Here is a 20,143-nt window from a genome sequence, read left to right as displayed (position 1 = left end):
CGTAGCATGAAAACCATCCTGAAAAACGGACGCGTCATCGACCCCGCCAGCCGGTTCGACCAGATTGCCGATGTGCTCATCGAAGACGGCAAGATACTGGGCGTCGGCAGCTTTGAGGCCGCCGGCGCGGACCGGCTCTTTGACTGCCGCGGCATGATGGTTGCTCCGGGCATTATTGACGCGCATGTGCACCTGCGCGACCCCGGCCTCACCCACAAGGCCACCATTGCCACCGACAGCTACGCCGCAGCCAAGGGCGGCGCCACCACCATTGTGGCCATGGCCAATGTCATCCCTCTGCCGGACAATGTGGCCGTGCACCGGATGATTACCGAGCGGATGAAAAAGGAAGCCCGCGTCAAGGCCATACAGGTGGCAAGCCTGACAAGGAGCATCCAGAGCAGAAACCTCATCAGCAAGGAGCTCAGCGATATTGACGGGCTTGTCGCTTCCGGCGTGGAAATTTTTTCTGATGACGGCAATGTGCTGATGGACATGACCGTTCTTTACAACGTGCTGATGAAAACCAAGCAACACAATATCATCATCCTGCTGCACGAAGAAGACGAAAACATGAAATGGCACGCGCCGACGGCCTTTCTGCCCTCGTCTGAAAGCTCCATCCTCGCGCGCGACCTTGAGCTGATCAGGGACGTGGGCGGCAGGCGCGTCCATTTTCAGCATATCAGCACCAGACGCAGCGTGGAGCTTATCCGGCAGGCCAAGGCGGACGGGCTGCACATCTCCGCCGAAACCTGCCCCCATTATCTGCTGCTGACCCGTGAAGCCAGAGACGTTTACGGCCCCAACGCCAAGATGGCCCCCTGCCTGCAAACGCAGGACGACATTGAAGCGCTGATTCAGGGCCTGGACGACGGCTCCATTGATATCATCGTTTCCGACCATGCGCCCCACACGCGGGAAGACAAGAACACGGAGCTGGTCAAAGCCCCCAACGGCATCATCGGCGTGGAGGTGATGTTTCCGCTCCTTCTGCACGAGCTGGTGCACAAGAGAGGCTTTTCGTATTCATGGCTTCTGGAAAGGCTCACCATCAGGCCCGCGAGCCTCTTTGGCCTGCGGGGCGGCACTCTTGCCCAGGGGCAGGCCGCCGATATCTGCGTTTTCTCGGATCGCCAGTGGACCATCCGGGCCGAGGAATTTGCCTCCATTTCGCGCAATACGCCCTATGACGGCTGGGAAGTCAGAGGTTGCGTGGAAATGACCATGGTGGACGGCAATGTGGTCTACTCTTCCGGCCAGGTCGAAAAGCAATGAACGGCAAGGGGCAAAACATGAAAAAACGTCTGGCTATCCTCTCCGCTCCCCCCATCTCTCCTGAAGGGCTGGCCGATCTGGAACCCATCTGGGCGGGCCAGGCCGAAGTCAGCCTGCATTCCGTCCTGCCCGACCTCTCGCCGGCCAGCGTTCAGCCCTATGCGGCGCGCGAAGGCGAAAAAGCGCTCATGCTGGGGCTGAACAGCGCCGCGCCCACAGCCATCAGCATCGACAGGCTGGTGTCGCCCCTGGAAAAACTGCTGGCCCGCCTGGAGGGGCGCGCTGATTTCGCCTTTTTTTCCTGCGCGGGCGACTTCCCGCCGTTACAGACGCCTCTGCCGCTCATTCAGCCCAATCTGGTCTTCCGCAGCATGGTCAAGACCCTGCTGCACCCCCGAATGAAGCTGGGGGTCGTGACCCCCGGCGCCCCGCAGGTGGGGCATGTGCGCGCCTCATGGCTGCCTTATGCGGCTGAGGCCGGTCTTGCGGCAACGCAGCTGGAGGTGGACTGGGCGCCGCCCTCCCCGGAAGCGGCCGCGCGCTGCGCCCGGCGGCTGGCCGCCAAAAATATCGACCTGCTCGCTGTGGAATGCCTCGGCTTCAGGGAACCGTTGCGCGGGCTCATGGCCGCGGAACTCGGCAAGCCGGTCATTCTCGTGCGCACAGTGGCCGCCCAACTGCTCAGGGAACTGGTTGGAAGCGCCGAAGCCCGCTGACATTTCGGGCAGGGCGGGGCAGGCGGGACAAATGCGATACGCGGCCTGAAGCGGCCCGCCGCGAGTCAGCTTTCCGCCACTGGCGGCGCGCCGCGCGCCGGCAGGCTGCCGTGCCGGATAAAGTGATCCACCAGACCAAAAACCATTTCATTGCCACAGAAATTCCCCGTCGCAATGGCGGCTCTGAATTCCGGCAGCCTGGCCTCGAAACGCCGCAGCAATTCCGGCTCCAGGCTGAGCATGTCAGCCTGCATGCCGTACCCCAGGCGCTCCACATACAGCGCATTGAAGCGCTGTTCCACCATAGCCTTGAGCGGCAGGGTCAGAATGGGCTTGCCCAGGTAGAGGGCTTCGCCCATCAGGGTATGCCCGCCGCCCTGAATCACATACGAGCAGCCTTCCAGCAGGCGCAAAAAGCCTTCTTCGCTCTTTTGCATGAAAACCACATTGCCTTCGCGCCCTTCGGTACGGTCATAGCCGTAGACATAGCAGGTTTTATCCGTGGCCGCGCGCAGAAAATCCACAAGCCTCCTGTGGGTGGAATTGCTCTGATAGACCAGCACATGCCCTTCGTCGCGGGGGCGCAGGCCCAGCACGCTGTCGCGCAGGATAGGCGGAGCCACGCGGGCCTTGTAGCGGGGCAATACCGGCGGGGCGTAAAAAGAGATGATCAGATTTTCCGCCGTGGGCCGGAAGAGATAGCGCGGGGTCAGCCCCTGCACAAAGGCGTCTCCCCACATGTCCGGCGGCAGGTTGTGGCGGCAGCAGGTGATGATGTGCTGATGGTCCAGCGTCAGGCAGGGCAGACCCGCCCGCTCCGCGGCGCGCGGCACGAAGTATTCCAGGTCTGTCATGCAGACGTCGGGCCTGAACTCGTCCATGAGGCGCAGCACCTGGTCGATATAGCGCCGCCGGCGCAAAAGCAGGGGCACGGCGCGGGCGATGGTGGCCCCCAGATCCACCTTGTAGTTTTTGAACACCGTGCCCAGATTGGGCAAGCGACGGACGGGAAATTCCGCTTCCAGCACCTTGGGGGCGTCGTCATCGCCCACAAAAAGAAATTCATGACGGGAAAGCCGGCGGGCAATGGTCAGTCCCCGCATGGCGTGCCCGTGGCCGGTGCCGTGAATGCCGTAAAGTACGCGCGCCATACCGCTCCTTTTTTGGAAGATATCGCGCCTAGATGTAGCAATGGGAAAAAGGCGCGTCAATCAGGGGCGCGCTTGACGCCCGCGAGCCTTCTTTCTACCATTGCAAACCGCACAGGAGCAAACATGGAGCAGGACTTCCAGAGCCATCCGGCCGGCGTCGCGCCCTTCTGCAACGTGACTATTCCGGTCTTCAACCGTCCGCGCGCCACACGCGAGACGATTCTTGCCCTGCGCCGCACCTCGCAGGAAGTTCCCTTTGACATCACCGTGGTGGACAACGGCAGCGACCCCGCCCAGGTCGAAAGCCTTCTGGCGCTCAAGGCGCGTGGCGTCATCGACCACCTTTTTCTGTTGCCCCGCAACATGGGCGTGGCCTGCGCCGCCAATGTGGGGTGGGAGCTGACGCCCGCGCCCGTGTATATGAAACTGGACAACGACACGGCCATGCGCCGGACGCGCTGGCTGCCCGGCCTGCTGGCCCTCTGGCGGCACGGCAGGCCGCAGTCCAATCTGGGCGGCGCTTTCAACGCGGACATGCTGTACCGGCATCCCGGCGGCATAAACACGCCGGAAGGCGTGCTGGGCGTCTGCCCCGACAATCTGCCGGGCCAGGCCGTGCTGATTCCCAGGGCTGTTTCGGACGAGCTGGGCTTCTGGAATGAGGAATACGGCCTCTATGGCGGCGAAGACGGCGATTACGGCCTGCGCATGACCTGCGCCGGCTTTCCGCAGTATTATTATCACGGGCCGGACTATTTCGAGAATTTGCCCGAAGAGGATCCCCAGGCCACCTATGCGGCCAGAGGCATCGACAAGCGGCGTTTGCACCGGGAACTGGTGGTCACGGACAATCTGCTGCCGGGCAAGCTCTTTCTGAACAAAATTCTTTACGCGTCGGGTGTGCGCTCGCTGAAACCCATGCGCCGCTATGAAATTCTCGACGTGTCTGACAACTGCCGCGTCACAGTGGCCGAACGCAAGGAATACCGCGAATTTCGGCGCGACCTTGCCCCGCATCTCGCGGCTGTGAACCGCCGCTTCAGAGAGCACGTCATGTCCTTCCGGCCAGACGCGGTCGTCACTCAGGCCCTCAGGGCCAGCCTGGCCCGGCATGGGCAGGAGGGGACGCCCCGGTGACGCGCTCCCCTTGCCTTTGGCGGACGAATCAGGCATAACGGCGAGAGAGGTAGCCTGAAAATTCGCCATGAATGCACGCAAAATCCGTGAAGACCTGGGCCGCGCCAAAACCAGTTGCCAGCGAAACGACCTGTCGCGCGCCATCTATCTGACCATCTCCGCCTTCAGGGAGCTGGGGGGGCAGAATGCGCCCACTGATCTGCGCGGCGACTTTCGCACCACACTCGCCGCGCTGGCCTCGGACCCGCAGTATAAAAAGGAATGCGGCCAGGCCCTGGCCTACCAGCCGGGCAAGGAGCGTGAGCTGCTCGCTCTTCTCATCAATGTTTACAAGGAACTGCGGGGCCAGGAAGACCAAGAGGACTACGAAACCACCCTGCAACGCAAGCTCAATCTGGATCGCTGCCTCAAAGACGGCAAGCTCTTCCTGAAACAGGGCAAGCCCTCCGAGGCCGACACCTGTTTTGCCGAGGCCCTCAAATATTATAAAAACGAATACGCGGCCTTCGCCGTCATGGCCAGGGCCATGCTGGAGGCTGGCGAGTATGTCCGCGCCCTGGGCCATGTGCGCCGGGGGCTCAAGGTACGCCCCGAAGACGCCGAGCTGCGCCATCTGGCCGAAGAATGCCTGCGCCTGCGGGCCCAGGCCGGCCGATAGGCGCGCCGGTCGCTCCCGCCGCTCTCCGCCCCAGGTCCAGCGCCTGGGGCTCTCCCTTTATCCGTGAATTTTCAAAAAACCGCCTGACGAATGCCTGTCGCGCTTGTCATGATGCTTGAAAAAGTCTAGCCTTTCAAGGCTATCCTTTTCCATAGCGTTGCTCATATCGTTATCCGTATCTCATCCGCAAGCGAGGCTTTGCGCATGGACGCCATCCGCTACATCCACGCGGCCGATCTGCACCTGGACACGCCTTTTCAGGGGCTTTCGCGCGAGACTGCCCAAGGTGGGCATCTGGCGCGACTGCTGCGCGACGCCACCTTTACGGCTCTGGAACGCCTGTTCCGCCTCTGCGAGTCTGAAAAGCCCGACTTTCTGGTGCTTGCCGGCGACATTTATAATCAGGAAAATTACAGCGTCAAAGCACAGCTTCGCCTGCGCGACGGCTGTGAACGCCTGAACCGGCTGGGCATCCGCGTTTTTCTGGCCCACGGCAATCATGATCCGCTTGATTCGCGGCTCAACGCCGTGGAGTGGCCGGACAATGTCACGGTTTTTGGAGCGGAGCCGGAGCAGCGCCTGCTGGAAAAGAACGGCCGCCCTCTGGCCGTGGTGCACGGCATCAGCCACGCCAAAGCGCGAGAGGGCCGCAACCTGGCCCGCGTCTTCCAGCGTGACGCGCGCCATGACTGCTTCCAGTTGGGCGTGCTGCACTGCACCGTGGAAGGCGAAAGCAAGGCCGACCGTTATGCGCCCTGCTCGCTGGACGATCTCAAATCCGCGGGCATGGACGCCTGGGCCCTGGGGCATGTGCATGAACGCCGCGTGCTCTCGGAAACGCCTTTTATCGCCTACCCCGGCAACGCCCAGGGCCTGCACGTCAATGAACCGGGCCCGCGCGGCTGCCTGCTGGTCACGGCAACGCCCAAAGGAGGCTCCTACGTCTGCGACGCCGCTTTCCGGCTTTTGGGGCCTGTGCAGTGGGAAAAGCTTGAGCTGAACCTGGACGGCGTGAGCCATCTGGATGAGGTGGAACGCCGCCTGAATCAACTCCTGGAAGATACGGCGCACGCCGCGGACACCGCCTGCGAGGCCATCATGGCCCGCGTGACGCTGAACGGGCGAACCACGCTGGACGCCATGCTGCACGATGCCGCCAGTCAGGAGGATCTGGCAGAACGCCTCCGTCATCTGAGTTCAGGCATGCCGGGCGTCTGGCTCAAGGATCTGCGGGTGGAAACACGCCCCCTCACGGAACATTCAGAATACCTGCAACGCGAGGATCTGCTGGGCGAAACCATGCGCCTGGCCGGGCGCATGCGCGAAAGCGGAGAAATCATGCAGGAGATCGCCGGCCCGGCCCTGGCCCCGCTGTTTGGCCACACGCGTCTGCGCAGGGTTCTCACCCCGCCCGACGAATCGCAAATGCAAGCCCTGCTGCAAGAGGCCGAACGCCTCTGCGTAGATCTGCTGGAGGTTCGCTGATGTATATCGAATCTTTCCGCATCGACGGCTTCGGCATTTTTTCCGGCGTGCAGGTGGATAATCTGCCGCCCGGCCTGTCCATCTTTCTGGGCCGCAACGAGGCCGGCAAGTCCACCTGTCTGGAATTTCTGCGCGCCATACTCACAGGCTATCCCGATTCCCGCAGCCGCGAGGCCCGGCGCAGTTACGCCCCCCTGCGCGGCGGCCAGCCAGGCGGCGGGCTTGTGCTGCGCGCGGATGGGCGTGAGCCGCTGCACCTGACGCGGCGGCCCGGCGCGAACGGCGGCCTGCTGACGCTGAGTGAAGCGGACGGCGCGGCTCTGCCGCCGGAGCTTCTGCGCCAGCTGCTCTTCGGGGTCAGCCGCGAGGTCTACCGCAATGTCTTCGGCTTCAGCCTGAGCGAGCTGGAAAATTTTGAAAGCCTGAGCGCCGAAGGCGTGCGCAATGCTCTCTATGGCGCAAGCTTCGGCCCCGGCCTGCGCGCGCCCGGCGACGCTCTGAAAATTCTGGAACGCCAGGCCGAGGATATTTTCAAAAGCGGCGGCAGCAAGCCCGCCCTGAATGCCGCCATCCGGCAACTGGAAGAACTGCGCGCCAAAATTGAGGATGTGGCGGCGGAATGCGCGGGTTTTGACGGCATGGCGCTGGAACTCTCGCGCAAAAAAGCGTCTCTGGCCGACCTGCGCCGCCGCAAGCGCGAGCTGGAGGAGGAACGCCGCCTGCTGGAGCGCCGTCTGGGCGTCTGGCGGCAATGGGATGAGTGGCGCATGGCCGGCATTCGGCTGGATCGTCTGACCCCGGTGGGCGAGAGCTTTCCCGAGGACGGGCCCGCGCGTCTGGCGCGCCTTCAGGAAGCCCGCGAAACGTGCGAACGGCAGTTGGCGGCCCACAGGGAAAAAACAGCCCGCCTGCGCGAACGTCGCGACGCCGTGCTGGTGGATCAGCCCCTGCTGGACGCCCTGCCCGAACTGCGCCGCCTCTCCGAACGCAAGAGCGGCTATCGACAGGCTTGCGGCCTGCTGCCCGGTCAGGAAGACAATTGCCGCCGGGCCGAGGCGGATCTGACCCGCGAGCTGACCCGGCTGGGGCCGGACTGGAACTGCGAGCGCATCCGAGCCACTGACCGCTCTCTCTTCGCCCGCGAAGACCTGGAAAAACAGGCCAGAGAAATGGCGGCGGCGGGCTCGGCCCATCAGGCGGCTGTGGACTCGCTGACCAAGGCCAACCGCGATGTGGAAACAGCCGAGCGCGATGTGGCCGCCGCCCAGAGCGCCCTGGCCCTGCTGCCCGCGCCGGTGGCCGCTCTGGGCGAAGAGGCCCGCGACGAACTGCGCCAGACCCTGGCCCGGCTGGAGGAAGGCCGCCGTCAGATGCCGGGCCGCCAGCGCGCCGCGCACAATGCGCACACAACTTTTGCCAGAGCCTATGACCCCCTGCGCCTCGCCGCCCCCGGCAGGACATCTGGCAATGGCGGCAATGCCGGGCCGCGCGACATCCTTGACGGTTTGCTGGCCCGCCAGGACGAAGCCCTGGCCCTGGCCGGCGAGGTGCAGGAGCGCCTGCGCGAAGCGGGCGAAGCCTCGCAGGCCGTGCAGCAGGCTGAAGATCAGGTGGAAGCCGTCAAAACCCGCATGGATGAACTGCGCGAGGCCCAGCGCAACGCCAACGGCCCCAGCCGTGAGGCCCTGGACGCGCGCGCGGCGGCCCTGCGCTCCCTGCGGGCGCTGTCCTCCAACATGAGTACGGAGCGTGAGCGCCTTCAGGAACTGGACAACAGAATCAACACCGAACAAGCGCCCTCGCCGGTCAAAAGCCTGCCGCTGATTGTGGTGGGCGCGCTGCTCATCGCGGCGGGCCTGGGCATTCTGCTGGCCTACTGGCGCTGGGGGCTGACCAGCCTGCCGCTCACCGAAACGCTGGCCCTGCCCGTCAGCCTTTGGTCCGGCTATCTGGTGCTGGTCTGCGGCGTGGGCTTTCTGGCTGGCGGTCTGCCGCGCAGCGGCCCCGAGGCCAAACGCCACCAGCGCGAGATGGCGCAACTGCAGAATCGGCGCGAAACCTGCGCCCTGCATGTGGCCGAACTGGGTGAACAGGCCCGCCAGCTCTGCGCCGCCGCCGGCGTGGACAGCATGGATCTTGTTACGCTGGAAGCCACGGAAATGCTGCTGGAGCGCGAGCGTGAGCAATGCTTCAATGAAGAACGCTCCCGCCGGGATATGGAAGGGCTGAAACGTGAAATGGGCCTGGCCAAAGCCCAGGTGGGCGCGGCCCAGGCCAGGGCGCATGAAACGTCAAGCGTGGTCCAGCAGACCCGCCGCCGCTGGCATGAGCTCATGCTGGCCCTGCGCGTCAGCAATGTGCCGTCGCCGGAAAGCGCGGCCGCCTTTTTCGCCAGGGCCGAATCCGCCAGCCTGGCTTTTGGCGGCGTAACCGCCGCGGAGGCCGAACTGCGCGCGCTGGAAGAAGAGCTGCAAGAACTGGAAAGGCGCATGCGCGCCGTGCCCGCCGTGGCCGAGCGCCTGACGCCTGATGCCGACTGCGCGGCCCTGATGGAATGCGTGCGCCAGGTGCTGGAATCCTGCCGAGAGGCCGATGCCGCTCGCGAACAGCGCATCAAGGCCGCGGCCGCGCTTCAGAATCACGAAAACGAGCTGGAGCGTGCCGGAAACCGCCAGCGCGAAGCTTCAGAACAGTTGCGCGCGGCCGAGGAACGTCTGACCACGGCTCGTGAATCCTGGAGTCGCGGCCTGCAGGGCCTGGGCCTGGGTGAAGAGCTTGATCCTGAAACCGTCCGCGAGGCATTCAAGTATATGGAAAACTGCCTGGCCGCCGAATCCGCGCTGGAGCGCGCCCGCACCGAGCTCGCGCAGGGCCGCGCGGAGCTGGCCGCCCTGCGCGAGCCGCTGGCCGCCCTGCTGGCCTCGCTTTCGCGGGATACGCCGCATGACGCGGACGGCGCGCCGGACTGGCTGGCCGCTCTGGATGCGACTCTGGCCGCCGCGGAAGCCATGACACAGTCTCAGGATGAGCGCAACCGCCTTTCCGGCCTGCTGGCCGAGGAGGAAGACGAAACGCGCGCGGGCGAAGCGGCGCTCAATGAGGCCCGCAACAACGAGCGCAATCTGCTGGCCCTGGCCGGGGCGCATGACGCCGAGGACTTTCTGCGCCTGGCCGCTCTGCGCGACGAGCAGCACGCGCTCACCCGACGCCGCCAGGATTTGGAAGACGCCCTGCGCCTGGCCGCAGACACCCTGCCGTTGCCGGAATTTCTGGAATCCTTCCGGGAAGAGGAGCAGGAAAGCCAGGAAAAGCGCAGCGCCGCCATTCAGGAAGAGCTCAACGGCATTCTTGACGAAGAGCAAAATCTGGCCACCGCCGTGGCTGATCTGAGCGCCAGGGTCGCCGCGCTGAGCCGAACCGACGACCTGGCGGAGCTGCGTCAGCAGGAAGCCATGTTGCTGGAAAGCATGGAACGCATGGCCCTGGCCTGGAGCCGCCGCGCACTGGCCCGCGAAATTCTGCTCAACGCCAAACGCACTTTTGAGCGTGAGCGCCAGCCGGAGGTCATCCGCCAGGCGTCGGACATCTTCGCCCGCATCACAAACCGCCGCTGGCGGGGCATCAGCGCCTCACTGGAAGATTCCAGCCTGAGCATCCTGCCGGATCAGGGCGAGGCCGTGCCGCCGGAATCCCTGAGCCGCGGCACGCAGGAACAGGCATATCTGGCCCTGCGCCTGGCCTATATCAAAAATCACGCGGCCCACGCCGCGCCGCTGCCCATCATCATGGACGAGGTGCTGGTCAACTTTGATCCAGAGCGGGCCGAGCGCACGGCGCGGGCCTTCGCGGAACTGACCGACGGCAGGGAAGGCCCGGCCCATCAGTTGCTCTACTTCACCTGCCAGCCGCATATGGTGGATGTGCTGCGGGCCGCCGAACCCGGCGCGGCTCTGTTCAGGGTGGAAAACGGCGCCATTGCGGCCGATTGAAACACGGCATCTCATTGACGGCCTTTTCTGAAAACCTGCTGTCGCTTTCCGTGGCGACCGCGGCCCTCTCGCAGGAAGCGCGGGCGGGGATGCGCGTCAAAAGCCCCTGATCGGCAACCGTGAGCGCCGTTCAGGGCTTTCTTTTTGCGAAAAACAGACGCCTTGTGATTCGCCGCGCGGCATGAGGGATATTCAGGCTCATGTCAGGTTCACGCCGAACGCTCTGACAGTTTCTTCCGCATCGCGCCCGCTGGCCTTTTTGCCCATGGCCTCTTCAATCAAGTCAAGTAGCGCCTTTGCCCGACCAGTGATGAATTTGCCAAAGTCGTCCGCGCGAAGGTTTGACGGATCAATAAGGCGCGATTGAAGATGCTCATCGGGGGCTGCCGCGTTTACGCAGGCTTGCGATCCGATTCAGATAGCCGGATGGAGCCTCCATCCATTTGCCTGTGAAAACCGGCTGAATATAATCTGCGGGCAGAGCTGGCGCCGCAGACGGGCAAAAGGCAAAGTGCGACAGCCTTAGCGGAAAAGCAGAGTCGGACGCTCGGCCTCGGTCAAGACGCGCCACCGTACCAGGCGGCGGCCCAGCCTGGGCAGATCCACCAGGCTTTCCTGTTCCGCCGGAAAACGGCGGGCAATCTGGCGGGTCAGGAACAGCGCGCCAATCCAGAGGGGGATGGTGATGCCGAAAAACCAGAGGCAGAATGTGGACAAAGACGAGGCGGGGCTGTGCCCGGCCTGGTACATGGCCAGAAAAACGGCTCCGAGCATCAGCAGGTTGGCAATGATTCGGGTCACGCTGACATACAGGCTGCGTTTGTAGCTGTTCATCACGGCTCCCTTGAGATCAAAAGACGCGTTGCGGCGCATGATCGGCCGGGACGGCGCATGTTCGCCGCCCCGGCCGAATTTTGTTCAGAACCTAGCGCTTGAAGATGTTGGTCTTGCTGATGTTCATGAAGCGCAGGGCCTGGTGCTTGGCGTTTTCCTTATAGTAAAAACGCACTTCGTCGCCCGCTTCCCAGGTTTCCGGCGGCAGGTTGAGCTTGTCCGCGGGAACCTTGAAGGTCACCAGCGCCTGCAGGCGTCTGGAGTATTCGGTGACGGTCTGCTTTTCCATGTCGATGACAGGGAACTTCTTGCCAGCCACCATGGGGTGCGTGGGTCTGATGTTCATCTGCTTGTTCACAAATTCCACATTCAGCACTTCCAGCGACTTGCTTTCAGGCACATAGATGGTGACGGTGCTCTTTTCCAGATCAAACATCACGCGACCGCCAGGCATGGGCAGGGGGCCGATTTCAGTGGGTTCGGCGGGCAACAGATAGGTGGCGACGCCGCCATTGTAATGCGGGTTGCGCTGATCGTGATTGGTGTCCAGCACAATGGTCACGCTTTTGCCGGCGGGATCAAAGGCCACGCAGCGTCCTTGTTCCACCTGGCCGAAATCGCAGGCCGCGAGGGCGAGGGAAAGGGCCAGTACCAGCATGAGCAACAGAGTACGTATTTTCATGTTTTGCCTCCTAGCTGCCGGCCTGTTGCTTCTTGGCGGCCAGTTCCGCCTTGGCGCCCTGCACCATGCGGATGGTGATGTAGATGGAGATGGCGCTCACGAAGCCCAGCACCACCACGGTAGCCACGCCATTGATGAAACCGCTGTGGGCGGGGAAGTACGGCTGGATCAGCTTGAGCACAACGGAGCACAGACAGCCGATGACGGCCAGACCGAAGGCGATGCGGATGCCGTAACCCTTGATGTACTTGGTGGCCACAGCGCCGATCTGCGCGCCCACGGCAGCGCCGATGAGCATGATCAACGCGGCGACCAGTTCGGTGCGGCCCTTGAAGGTATAGGAGGCCGCGCCGTACAGGCCCGAAATGGCCACTTCAAAGAGGTCAGTGCCCACGGCCACATGGGTGGGGCAGCCGACCAGGTAAACCAGGGCGGGCATGCGGATCAGGCCGCCGCCGATGCCCAGAATGCCGGCCAGCCAGCCGGTGGCCAGGCTCACAAAGATGGGCAGCCACGCCGAGCAGGTGATGCCGGCGGCATGGAAGTGCATCATGGGCGGAATTTTGATGGCATGCAGCTTGGAGGCCCAGTCGATGCCGGTGGCGTCCTTGGCGAGCTGCTCGCCGCGGGCGGCGGCTTCGCGCTCCTTCCTGCGCCGCAGGGCCACGTCATGGAAGACCATCCAGGCGATGGAGATCAGCAGCGCCACATACAGCCAGCGCACAACCTTGTCCACGGAACCGATGCGCTCCAGCCACATGATCATCTGGGCGCCTATTTCCACGCCCACGATGGTGCCCGCCAGCATGGTCAGGCCCAGTTTGTAGTCCACATTGCCGAACTTGCCGTGCCGCATGGTGGAAATCAGGGATTTGCCGGCCATATGGGCCACGTCGGTACCGATGGCAAAAGCCATGGGAAAGCCCAGAATGTTCAGGCCGGGGGTCACCATCCATGCGCCGCCCATACCGAAGAAGCCGCCGATAATGCCGACGCCCAGCCCGAGAATGATCAGTCCGGGCCAGAAAATCGTCACGCCGGAAATGGGCATCAAGACATACAACCAATCCATATCTGCCTCCTTTCCGGCCTAGTGCTCGGCCAGTTCGCGATGTTTGAGGTCAATGCCGATGTGCGACATGACGATGTCCGCCAGCACGCCGAAAATACAGCCGGTGATGGGAATGATGATGATCGTCAGAATGGTGAAGTACAGATGGCTGTCATTGTACATCTGCGCCCACCACAGCATAATGCCGTCCAGCCGTCTTGTGTCGGCCACAATGACGACGTTGGCGGCGGCTTTCTTGGCGGCCATAGCCACTGACGGCATAAACACGAGCAACGTCAGCGCGCACCCTGTGAGCCAGCTCCATAAACTGCGCATTTTTTTCATGGCATCCTCCACATTGTTTTGTTCCTTTTCCAGGCGGACAAACCGCCGGGCAAACCACATGCCGCTGCAATTTGTGAAAAGAATAGCAAATGCCGTGCCACTGCGTGATTTCAAGGTTTTTTGCGTATTATTTCACAGGATACCCTTTATACTCTTGTCAAAAAAATATTTACTCTTTATACCTGAATCAAGGCTTGCGCTTTTTTGCGCAATCAAGGGGAGGGACATGCGCTTTTTCGGCTACCTCGTCGGCGGCAATTCGGTGGAAACCGCCTCCTTTTTTGTAAATCGCAGCCTGACAAGCCGCATGTTGCTGCTGGGCCTGCCGCTGCTGGCGGCTGTTCTCGCGCTGATTTTTTTCGTGACGGGCGGCAGTCTCGCAAACGTCGTCAATCGCGCAATAGCGCGCAACGCAGAGTTGCAAACCCAGGCCATGAGCCTCGCGCTGGAGCAGACTCTGGTGGAAACGCGCAACCAGCTGCTGATTCTGGCCGCCGGCTCCATGGACAGGCAGGAAATGGCGCGCCGTCTCAGATTCCGCTCCCGCGCGGACGGTCTGCCCTACCGCGAAGTGGCCTTCATGGGCCTGAGCCCTGAAAGCCGCTACCTTCTCTTGAGCTACGGCGGCGAGATTATCTCCGTGCCTCCCCGCATAGCGCTGGACGCCCCGGCCGGCCCCTTTCACAACATCAGTCCGGGCCAGCGGCCCGGCCATGTGAATGTAAGCCAGCCCCAGGAAGTGGTCTATTCCATGGTGCCCATTGACAAGTCGCTGCAAAGCCTGTCCTTTTATGTACTGCGCTTTTCCACCCCCATTTATGACGCGGCCGGTAATTTTCAGGGCATCCTGATTCTTTCGCTGGATCTTACCGCGCTGCGCGACACCATGTCGCTCTACTCCTCGCCGGAAGCGCCCATCAGCGCGGGGGAAAAAACCCAGGCGCTCAGTCTTTTTTTCGATCAGGAAGGCTGGATGCTCTTTCAGTCTGAACCTCCCGGCGACAATTCCGGTGAAAAAAGCCTGCGTTCCGACGCTGTGCGGGCTGGTTTTCGCGGCGATTTCGGTCGCCCCGGTTTCAGCGCGGCCTTCCGCCCCGGGCCGGAGCATCTCAATTACTGGAGCATGGTGGCCGAAGTGCAGGCGGGGCGGCCAGGCCGGCTCCAGCTTTCAGAAGCCGGTGCGGCCTGGAATAACGGCCAGGTGCAGGTGGAAAGCGTCAGCTACGCGCCGGTGACCTTCATGCCCAACCCTGAAGGCCCGCGCGTGGTGGTCGGCGGGCTGGCCATGCTGGACGGCAGTTTCGCATCCACACATGCGGGTATGCGGCTATTGAGCATTTATGCCTTCTGTTTTCTGGGCGGGCTGCTTCTGCTGGGCCTGAGTCTCTGCTGGCTCGCCCGCAACATGGGCGGAAGCCTCAATTTGCTTTCCAGCGAGCTGCGCAGCCGCAATGAAGACGGCAGCGCCGAGGCCCTGAACCTGCCCCCGCTGCCGCTGGAACTGGAAAAAATCAGACAGAATGTGGACATGCTGCTGGAACGGCTGCGCACGGCCAGGGCCGACCAGATATCCCAAGCGGCGGCACGGAACGCGCAACGGCGGAAGGAGCCAGTGGAGGATCTGCCCGATCCGGCCGACCTGCCGGCCCGCGGCCTGGTGGGAGCCTCTCTGCCCATGCAGGCGCTGTACGGGCAGATTCGGAAAGCTTCCCAGGTGCTGGCCGATGTGCTGATCGTGGGCGAGACAGGCACCGGCAAGGAACTGGTGTCCGAATCCATCCACAGTCTGAGCGCCCGCGCCGACGGCCCTTTCATCACCATCAATTGCGGCGCGCTGGACGAGGCATTGCTCATGGATACCCTTTTCGGCCACGTCAAGGGCGCCTTCACCGAGGCCAGACAGGCGCGCAAGGGGGCCTTTCTGGCCGCCGAAGGCGGCACCCTGATGCTGGACGAGGTGGGCAATGCCGCCCCCAAAGTTCAGCAGGCCCTGTTGAGGGCGCTCTCCACCCGGCGCATCCGCCCCCTAGGTTCGGATCACGACGTGCCTTTTGACACCCGAATCATCGCGGCCACCAACGCGGAACTGCGGGGCGACGGGCGGGATGGCTCCTTCCGCGACGACCTGTACTACCGGCTGGCCGTCATCACCATCCGCACACCTCCCTTGCGGCAGCGTAAAGAGGATATTCCTGCCCTGACGGTTCATTTCATGCGCGAGGCCGTGAACACCGGCGAGCCGGGCATGCCCGTCGCCATTCCCCGCATCAGTCGCGGCGCGCTGGAAAAACTCATGCGCCACCACTGGCCCGGCAATGTGCGCGAACTGAAAAACACCCTGACCAGAGCCTTGACCTTTTGCGACGGCAATCTGATTCTGGCGGAGAACATTCAGCTCGCCCCCGGCGGCCAGCAGGCGGAAAGCGCGCCGGGCGACAAGCATTCGTGGGAAAATGAAACTCCGGCAAAAGCGCACGCGGAGGAACGGAGCGCGCGCCGGGATTCGACGGCGCATCCGCCTCCGCTTTCAACGCGGGACAGGGATGCGGCGTCGTCCGCCTCGCCTCCGGGGCAGCTCAACCAGCGCCAGCGAGAGCTGCTGCCGCGCCTGACGGCCCTGGGCAGCGTGAGTCGCCAAGAATATCAGAACCTGGCGGGCAAGGATATTTCCATGCGCACGGCGCAATACGATTTGCGGCAGATGGTGCGGCTGGGCCTGATGCGCAAGGAAGGACGCGGCCCGGCCCAGCGCTATGTGATCGTGCAGCCCGGCGGGCAGACGCCGGCCGGCAAAGGACGCGCCTGATGAATGCCGTACAGACATTGCGAAAACTGCTGGGCCTCGCGCCGCGCATCAGTCGCGAGCAGGCTATGGCCGCCTTTACCCGTCGCTACGCCTCCTTCAAGGAATTATTGCAGGCCAATGCCGATCTGGCCGGCATTCTGGCCGGCCTGAACGCGGCCCAGCGCGGCGACCGCAGTATGGAAACCATGCAGGTGCGCAAGGAGGCGCGCCGCGCCGTCCTTCAGTGCGAACGCATGGCGGCCTGCCTCAACGATATCTCCAACCAGCGCCACAAGGCCCTTGTCGCCGCGGTGGAAGCTCTGGGCGCACGCATTGAACGCGAACTGGAGCAGCACACGCGCGGCGACGTGACCTCGCTGACCCTGCCTCTCAGCGAGGTGGACGCCAGCATGGCCTACAGCGTGGGCGGCAAAAACGCCAATCTGGGCGAATTGCGCAACATGCTGGACATGCCCGTGCCGCGCGGTTTCGCCATCACCATCAAGGCCGGCGCGCTCTTTCTGCTGCGCAGCAGCGGTCTGTTCAGACAGATTTACGGCCAGTTGCGTTCGGTGGACGCCGAAAAACCCTCCACCATCAGCGCCGCCTCTCGCGAAGTGCAGCGCCTCATCATGGAAGCCCCGATGCCCGACATGGTGAGCGGCCCCATGCTGGCCGCCTGGGATGAAGCTTTCGGCGCGGAAAGCGATATTGTGGCGGCCCTGCGTTCCAGCGCCATCGCCGAAGACGGGGTGCAGTCCTTTGCGGGCCAGTACCGCAGCATTTTGGGCGTCAGGCGGCAGGATTTGCTTACGGCCTTCAAAAAGGTGATGGCCAGCCTCTTTTCCGAACGCGCCCTGACCTATCGGGCCGCGCACGGCTACGCCCTGGACGCCATGGGCATGGGCCTCTGCTGTCTGGAGATGGTCAGGGCCAAGGCCGCCGGCGTGGCTTTTTCGCGCCATCCTGTGGACCTGCGCTCCAACTGCGTGCTGATCAACGGAGTCTGGGGGCTGGGGGAAATGGTGGCGGACGGTTCGGGCACGCCGGATCAGTGGCTGGTTTCGCGGGCCACCCACAAAATTACCCAGGCAACCATTGCCCGCAAGGAAACCCGCCTGCAACTCGCGCATACCGGCAAGGGCGTGGAAAGCGCGCTCGTGGACGTGCCGGCGGAACTGCGCGAGGTGCCCTGCCTCAGCGACGAGCAGGCGCGGCGGCTGGCGGAAATGGCCCTGGAACTGGAGCGCCATTACCAGTACCCGCAAGACCTGGAATGGGCCGTGGATGAGGATGATCAGATTGTTCTGCTTCAGACCAGGCCCATGGGCCTGGACAGCACGCCGGAAGAAAGCGCGGTTCCGCCCCTGAAGCACATGCGGCCCCTGCTGTCCGGCGCGGATGTGGCGGCCAAGGGCGTGGGCTGCGGCCCGGTGGTGCTGGTGCATCCAGATGAGGATCTGACCCATTTCCCGGAAGGCGCGGTCATGCTGATGCAGCACTCCTCGCCCAATGCCATGACCGCCATGCAGCGTGCCGCGGCCATCATTGCTGAAACCGGCAGCCTCACCGGCCATATGGCGTCCATCTGTCGCGAATTCGGGGTTCCCACGCTGATGAATATGGCCGGGGCCACCAGCCTGCTTACGCCGGGCCAGGTGGTGACGGTGGACGCCCTGTCGGGCCGGGTGTTTGACGGCGAGGCGCCTGAGCTGCTGGCCCTGCGCCTGGCCCGCCGGCGCCCCGGCGTGAATACGCCCGCCCTGGTGCTGCTGCGGCGAGTGGCCCCGTACATTCTGCCGCTGCATCTGGTGGACCCGCATTCAGCCCTGTTCAGCCCGGCCAACTGCACATCCCTGCACGATGTCATGCGTTATGCGCACGAGTTGAGCTATTCAGAGATGTTTCTGCTCTCCGACAGCCTTTCCGAAAGCGGGGCGGGCGGCGCGGCCAGCCGCCTGGTCTGCCCCGTGCCGCTGGATCTCTACATCATTGACCTGGGCGGCGGCCTGAAACATCCCGAAGCCCCCACAGCCAGGCCCGAAGACGTGACCAGCGCGCCCTTCAGGCATGTGCTCAACGGCATGCTCAATCCCGACGTGCAGGCCAAGGGCCCACGCCCGGTGAACATGCGCGGTTTTCTCTCGGTCATGAGCCAGAGCATGATCGGCGGCAACCAGCAGGGCGGCCAGCGCTTCGGCGACCGCAGTTATGCCATCGTTTCTGACCGCTACCTCAATTTTTCCTCGCGCGTGGGCTACCATTACGCCATTCTGGATACATGGTGCGGCGATACTCTGAGCAAAAACTACATCCGCTTTGAATTTGCGGGCGGCGCGGCGGGCAGCGAGCAGCGCGCGCGGCGGGTGCGCTGCATCGGGCTGATTCTTACGGAACTCGGCTTTACCGTCGAGGTCACGGGTGATAGAGTACGCGCGCGCTACCAGAAATATCCTAGGCTTGAACTGTGTTCACGCCTGGATCAGCTGGGACGCCTGCTGATCATGACCCGCCAGATGGATATGCTCATGGTTAGTGACGAAGCCGTCCAGGGGTACGCCGCCAAATTCCTCAACGGCGAATACCACTAGACCATTTTCTGGCGGCGGGGGCTGGCAGTCGCCGCCGCGCCAACGCTCGCGCGCCTTTGAGCCTTGGCTTTTGCAAAGTCCAGGTTGATTTGCCCCAAAGCGAAGGCTTTCACGCCGGAAAACAATGAGGCCCCCATGCCCCCCTTTGCCGGACCGCAGGAACCGCCCATGCGCTGGGACACCCCCTCCGAGCCGCCGCGGAAGCTCCTGAGCCGCGACTTTATTCTGCTTTTTTGCATGGCCATGTTCAGCAACAGCTACATCGCCGTGTTCTACTGCTTCGAGCAGTGGCTGGAAGGGCTCGGCATCAGCCCCAACTGGCGCGGCGTGCTGCTGTCATCCCTCTTCGCCATGGTGCTGCTCTTCCGCCCCCTGGCCAGCGTGCTGCTGCTCAAGCGCGGCAAGCTGCCGGCCATGCTGGTTTCCATCATAGTTTCCAGCTGCGTCATGCTGGCCTATCCGTATGTCCGGGGAGAGCACGCCATCGGCGCCATCTGGCTGTTGCGCATCATTCAGGGCGTCGCCCTGGCCGTCTATTCCAGCTGCACGGTGGCTGTGCTGGTCAGCTGCATTCCCAGGGGGCAGAGCGCCAGAGGCTTCGCCCTCTTCTCCCTGACCATGCTGCTGCCCTATTCGATCATTCCGGCTCTGGCCGAGCGCCTTTTGCCCGTTCTGGGCGGCGAGCCCCGCTTGTTCGCCCTCACGGCCGCGCTGGGTCTGCCCGCGCTGGCCATGCTGATTCCCCTGGCCCCGCGCTTGCGAAGGCCGGAAATGCCCGCACAGGGCGCGAACAGCCTTTCGGGCCGCGCCCTGTGGCAGGCCGTAAGCCACTCGGGGCTGTTTTTTGTCTATATGGCCTGCCTGAGCTTCAGCATCATGACCGTGCTGGCCATTTTTTTCATGAAAGGTCTTTGCGCGGTGACCGGGGCGCAACCCGCCTGGTTTTTCTCCACCTATACAATGACCATTATTCTGGTTCGGCTGTTCGGCAGCCACCGGCTGGACACCCTGCCCCGCTATCGGGTGACGACGCTCTGTTGCGCGGTGCTGGCCTGCTGCATGCTGGGCCTGGCCTGGGGGCCGCTCTGGGCGTTCATTCCCCTGACCTGCATCTACGGCCTGGGGCTGGGCCTGCTTTATCCCCTGCTGGCCGCCGCCGTGTACGACCGCTCCACGCCGAGCACCCGCTCCATCAACTCCAATGTGATGATGGCCACTTTTGACTCCAGCGCCATGCTGGGCCCCCTGCTGGGCGGCCTGGTTATCCATGCGGGTTACGGTTATCGCGGCGTGTTCACCGCCACCGCCGTCAGCGTGCTCATTTGCGGCGGCTGCATGGTAATCGACAGGGTACGGATGCTGCGACGGGAGAAAACGCGTTCACGCTGAAGCGCGCCGAAAAAAGGCCGCGAAAACCGCCAGAACGGGAGGGGACGAAGCC

General features: G+C 63.4%; 14 protein-coding genes. 9 read left to right on the top strand and 5 right to left on the bottom strand.

What is annotated here, in order from left to right; genetic code table 11:
- Positions 1-6 precede the first annotated feature (6 nt).
- Together ACQRA4_RS09310 and ACQRA4_RS09305 are read left to right on the top strand one after the other, a co-directional pair.
- The gene (locus ACQRA4_RS09310) at positions 7-1,278 is read left to right on the top strand and encodes a dihydroorotase (protein ID WP_427822800.1); all 1,272 of its coding nucleotides are present in this window, start codon (positions 7-9) and stop codon (positions 1,276-1,278) included.
- Between the two features lie 17 nt (positions 1,279-1,295).
- Positions 1,296-1,994 carry an AroM family protein gene (locus tag ACQRA4_RS09305; protein ID WP_427822799.1) on the top strand — a complete coding sequence of 233 codons (699 nt, stop codon included), beginning with the start codon at positions 1,296-1,298 and terminating at the stop codon, positions 1,992-1,994.
- Positions 1,995-2,059: 65 nt separating this feature from the next.
- Here ACQRA4_RS09305 and ACQRA4_RS09300 read toward each other — a convergent pair whose 3' ends face one another.
- Positions 2,060-3,145: a glycosyltransferase family protein gene (locus tag ACQRA4_RS09300; RefSeq protein ID WP_427822798.1), complete on the bottom strand. Its 1,086-nt coding sequence runs from the start codon at positions 3,143-3,145 to the stop codon at positions 2,060-2,062.
- 123 nt (positions 3,146-3,268) lie between these two features.
- On the opposite strand from ACQRA4_RS09300, the gene ACQRA4_RS09295 reads away from it, so the two are divergent.
- The 4 genes from ACQRA4_RS09295 (at position 3,269) to ACQRA4_RS09280 (ending at position 10,414) form a co-directional block, all read left to right on the top strand.
- Positions 3,269-4,282 carry a glycosyltransferase family 2 protein gene (locus ACQRA4_RS09295; protein ID WP_427822797.1) on the top strand — a complete coding sequence of 338 codons (1,014 nt, stop codon included), beginning with the start codon at positions 3,269-3,271 and terminating at the stop codon, positions 4,280-4,282.
- Between the two features lie 67 nt (positions 4,283-4,349).
- Positions 4,350-4,940, top strand: a complete 591-nt coding sequence (locus ACQRA4_RS09290; protein WP_427822796.1) for a tetratricopeptide repeat protein — start codon at positions 4,350-4,352, stop codon at positions 4,938-4,940.
- Positions 4,941-5,144: 204 nt separating this feature from the next.
- Positions 5,145-6,425 carry a metallophosphoesterase family protein gene (locus tag ACQRA4_RS09285; RefSeq protein WP_427822795.1) on the top strand — a complete coding sequence of 427 codons (1,281 nt, stop codon included), beginning with the start codon at positions 5,145-5,147 and terminating at the stop codon, positions 6,423-6,425.
- Complete coding sequence (locus ACQRA4_RS09280) at positions 6,425-10,414, top strand: AAA family ATPase (RefSeq protein WP_427822794.1); 3,990 nt, start codon at positions 6,425-6,427, stop codon at positions 10,412-10,414. The genes ACQRA4_RS09285 and ACQRA4_RS09280 overlap by 1 nt, the downstream gene beginning before the upstream one ends.
- A 522-nt stretch (positions 10,415-10,936) precedes the next feature.
- On the opposite strand, the gene ACQRA4_RS09275 is transcribed toward ACQRA4_RS09280, so the two are convergent.
- The 4 genes from ACQRA4_RS09275 to ACQRA4_RS09260 all read right to left on the bottom strand — a co-directional run bounded on the left by ACQRA4_RS09275 (position 10,937) and on the right by ACQRA4_RS09260 (position 13,326).
- Positions 10,937-11,248 carry a hypothetical protein gene (locus ACQRA4_RS09275; RefSeq protein WP_427822793.1) on the bottom strand — a complete coding sequence of 104 codons (312 nt, stop codon included), beginning with the start codon at positions 11,246-11,248 and terminating at the stop codon, positions 10,937-10,939.
- 91 nt (positions 11,249-11,339) lie between these two features.
- The gene (locus tag ACQRA4_RS09270; protein WP_427822792.1) at positions 11,340-11,930 is read right to left on the bottom strand and encodes a DUF4881 domain-containing protein; all 591 of its coding nucleotides are present in this window, start codon (positions 11,928-11,930) and stop codon (positions 11,340-11,342) included.
- 10 nt (positions 11,931-11,940) lie between these two features.
- Complete coding sequence (locus tag ACQRA4_RS09265) at positions 11,941-13,002, bottom strand: sulfite exporter TauE/SafE family protein (protein ID WP_427822791.1); 1,062 nt, start codon at positions 13,000-13,002, stop codon at positions 11,941-11,943.
- 18 nt (positions 13,003-13,020) lie between these two features.
- Entirely contained in the window at positions 13,021-13,326 is a 306-nt protein-coding gene (locus ACQRA4_RS09260) for a DVU0150 family protein (protein ID WP_427822790.1), read from the bottom strand.
- Positions 13,327-13,552: 226 nt separating this feature from the next.
- Here ACQRA4_RS09260 and ACQRA4_RS09255 point away from each other — a divergent pair, with 226 nt between their 5' ends.
- The 3 genes from ACQRA4_RS09255 (at position 13,553) to ACQRA4_RS09245 (ending at position 20,091) form a co-directional block, all read left to right on the top strand.
- Positions 13,553-16,132 (top strand): sigma 54-interacting transcriptional regulator, encoded by a 2,580-nt coding sequence (locus ACQRA4_RS09255; RefSeq protein WP_427822789.1) that lies wholly within the window; start codon positions 13,553-13,555, stop codon positions 16,130-16,132.
- Positions 16,132-18,702 (top strand): PEP/pyruvate-binding domain-containing protein, encoded by a 2,571-nt coding sequence (locus ACQRA4_RS09250; RefSeq protein WP_427822788.1) that lies wholly within the window; start codon positions 16,132-16,134, stop codon positions 18,700-18,702. The genes ACQRA4_RS09255 and ACQRA4_RS09250 overlap by 1 nt, the downstream gene beginning before the upstream one ends.
- Before the next feature lie 168 nt (positions 18,703-18,870).
- Entirely contained in the window at positions 18,871-20,091 is a 1,221-nt protein-coding gene (locus ACQRA4_RS09245; RefSeq protein ID WP_427822787.1) for an MFS transporter, read from the top strand.
- The last annotated feature ends 52 nt before the right edge of the window (positions 20,092-20,143 follow it).

This window comes from Desulfovibrio sp. SGI.169, from assembly GCF_050313595.1.
In the GTDB taxonomy this organism is placed as follows: domain Bacteria; phylum Desulfobacterota; class Desulfovibrionia; order Desulfovibrionales; family Desulfovibrionaceae; genus Desulfovibrio.
Note: the sequence above shows the minus strand (reverse complement) of the source record. Positions and strands in the feature narration are given on the sequence as shown.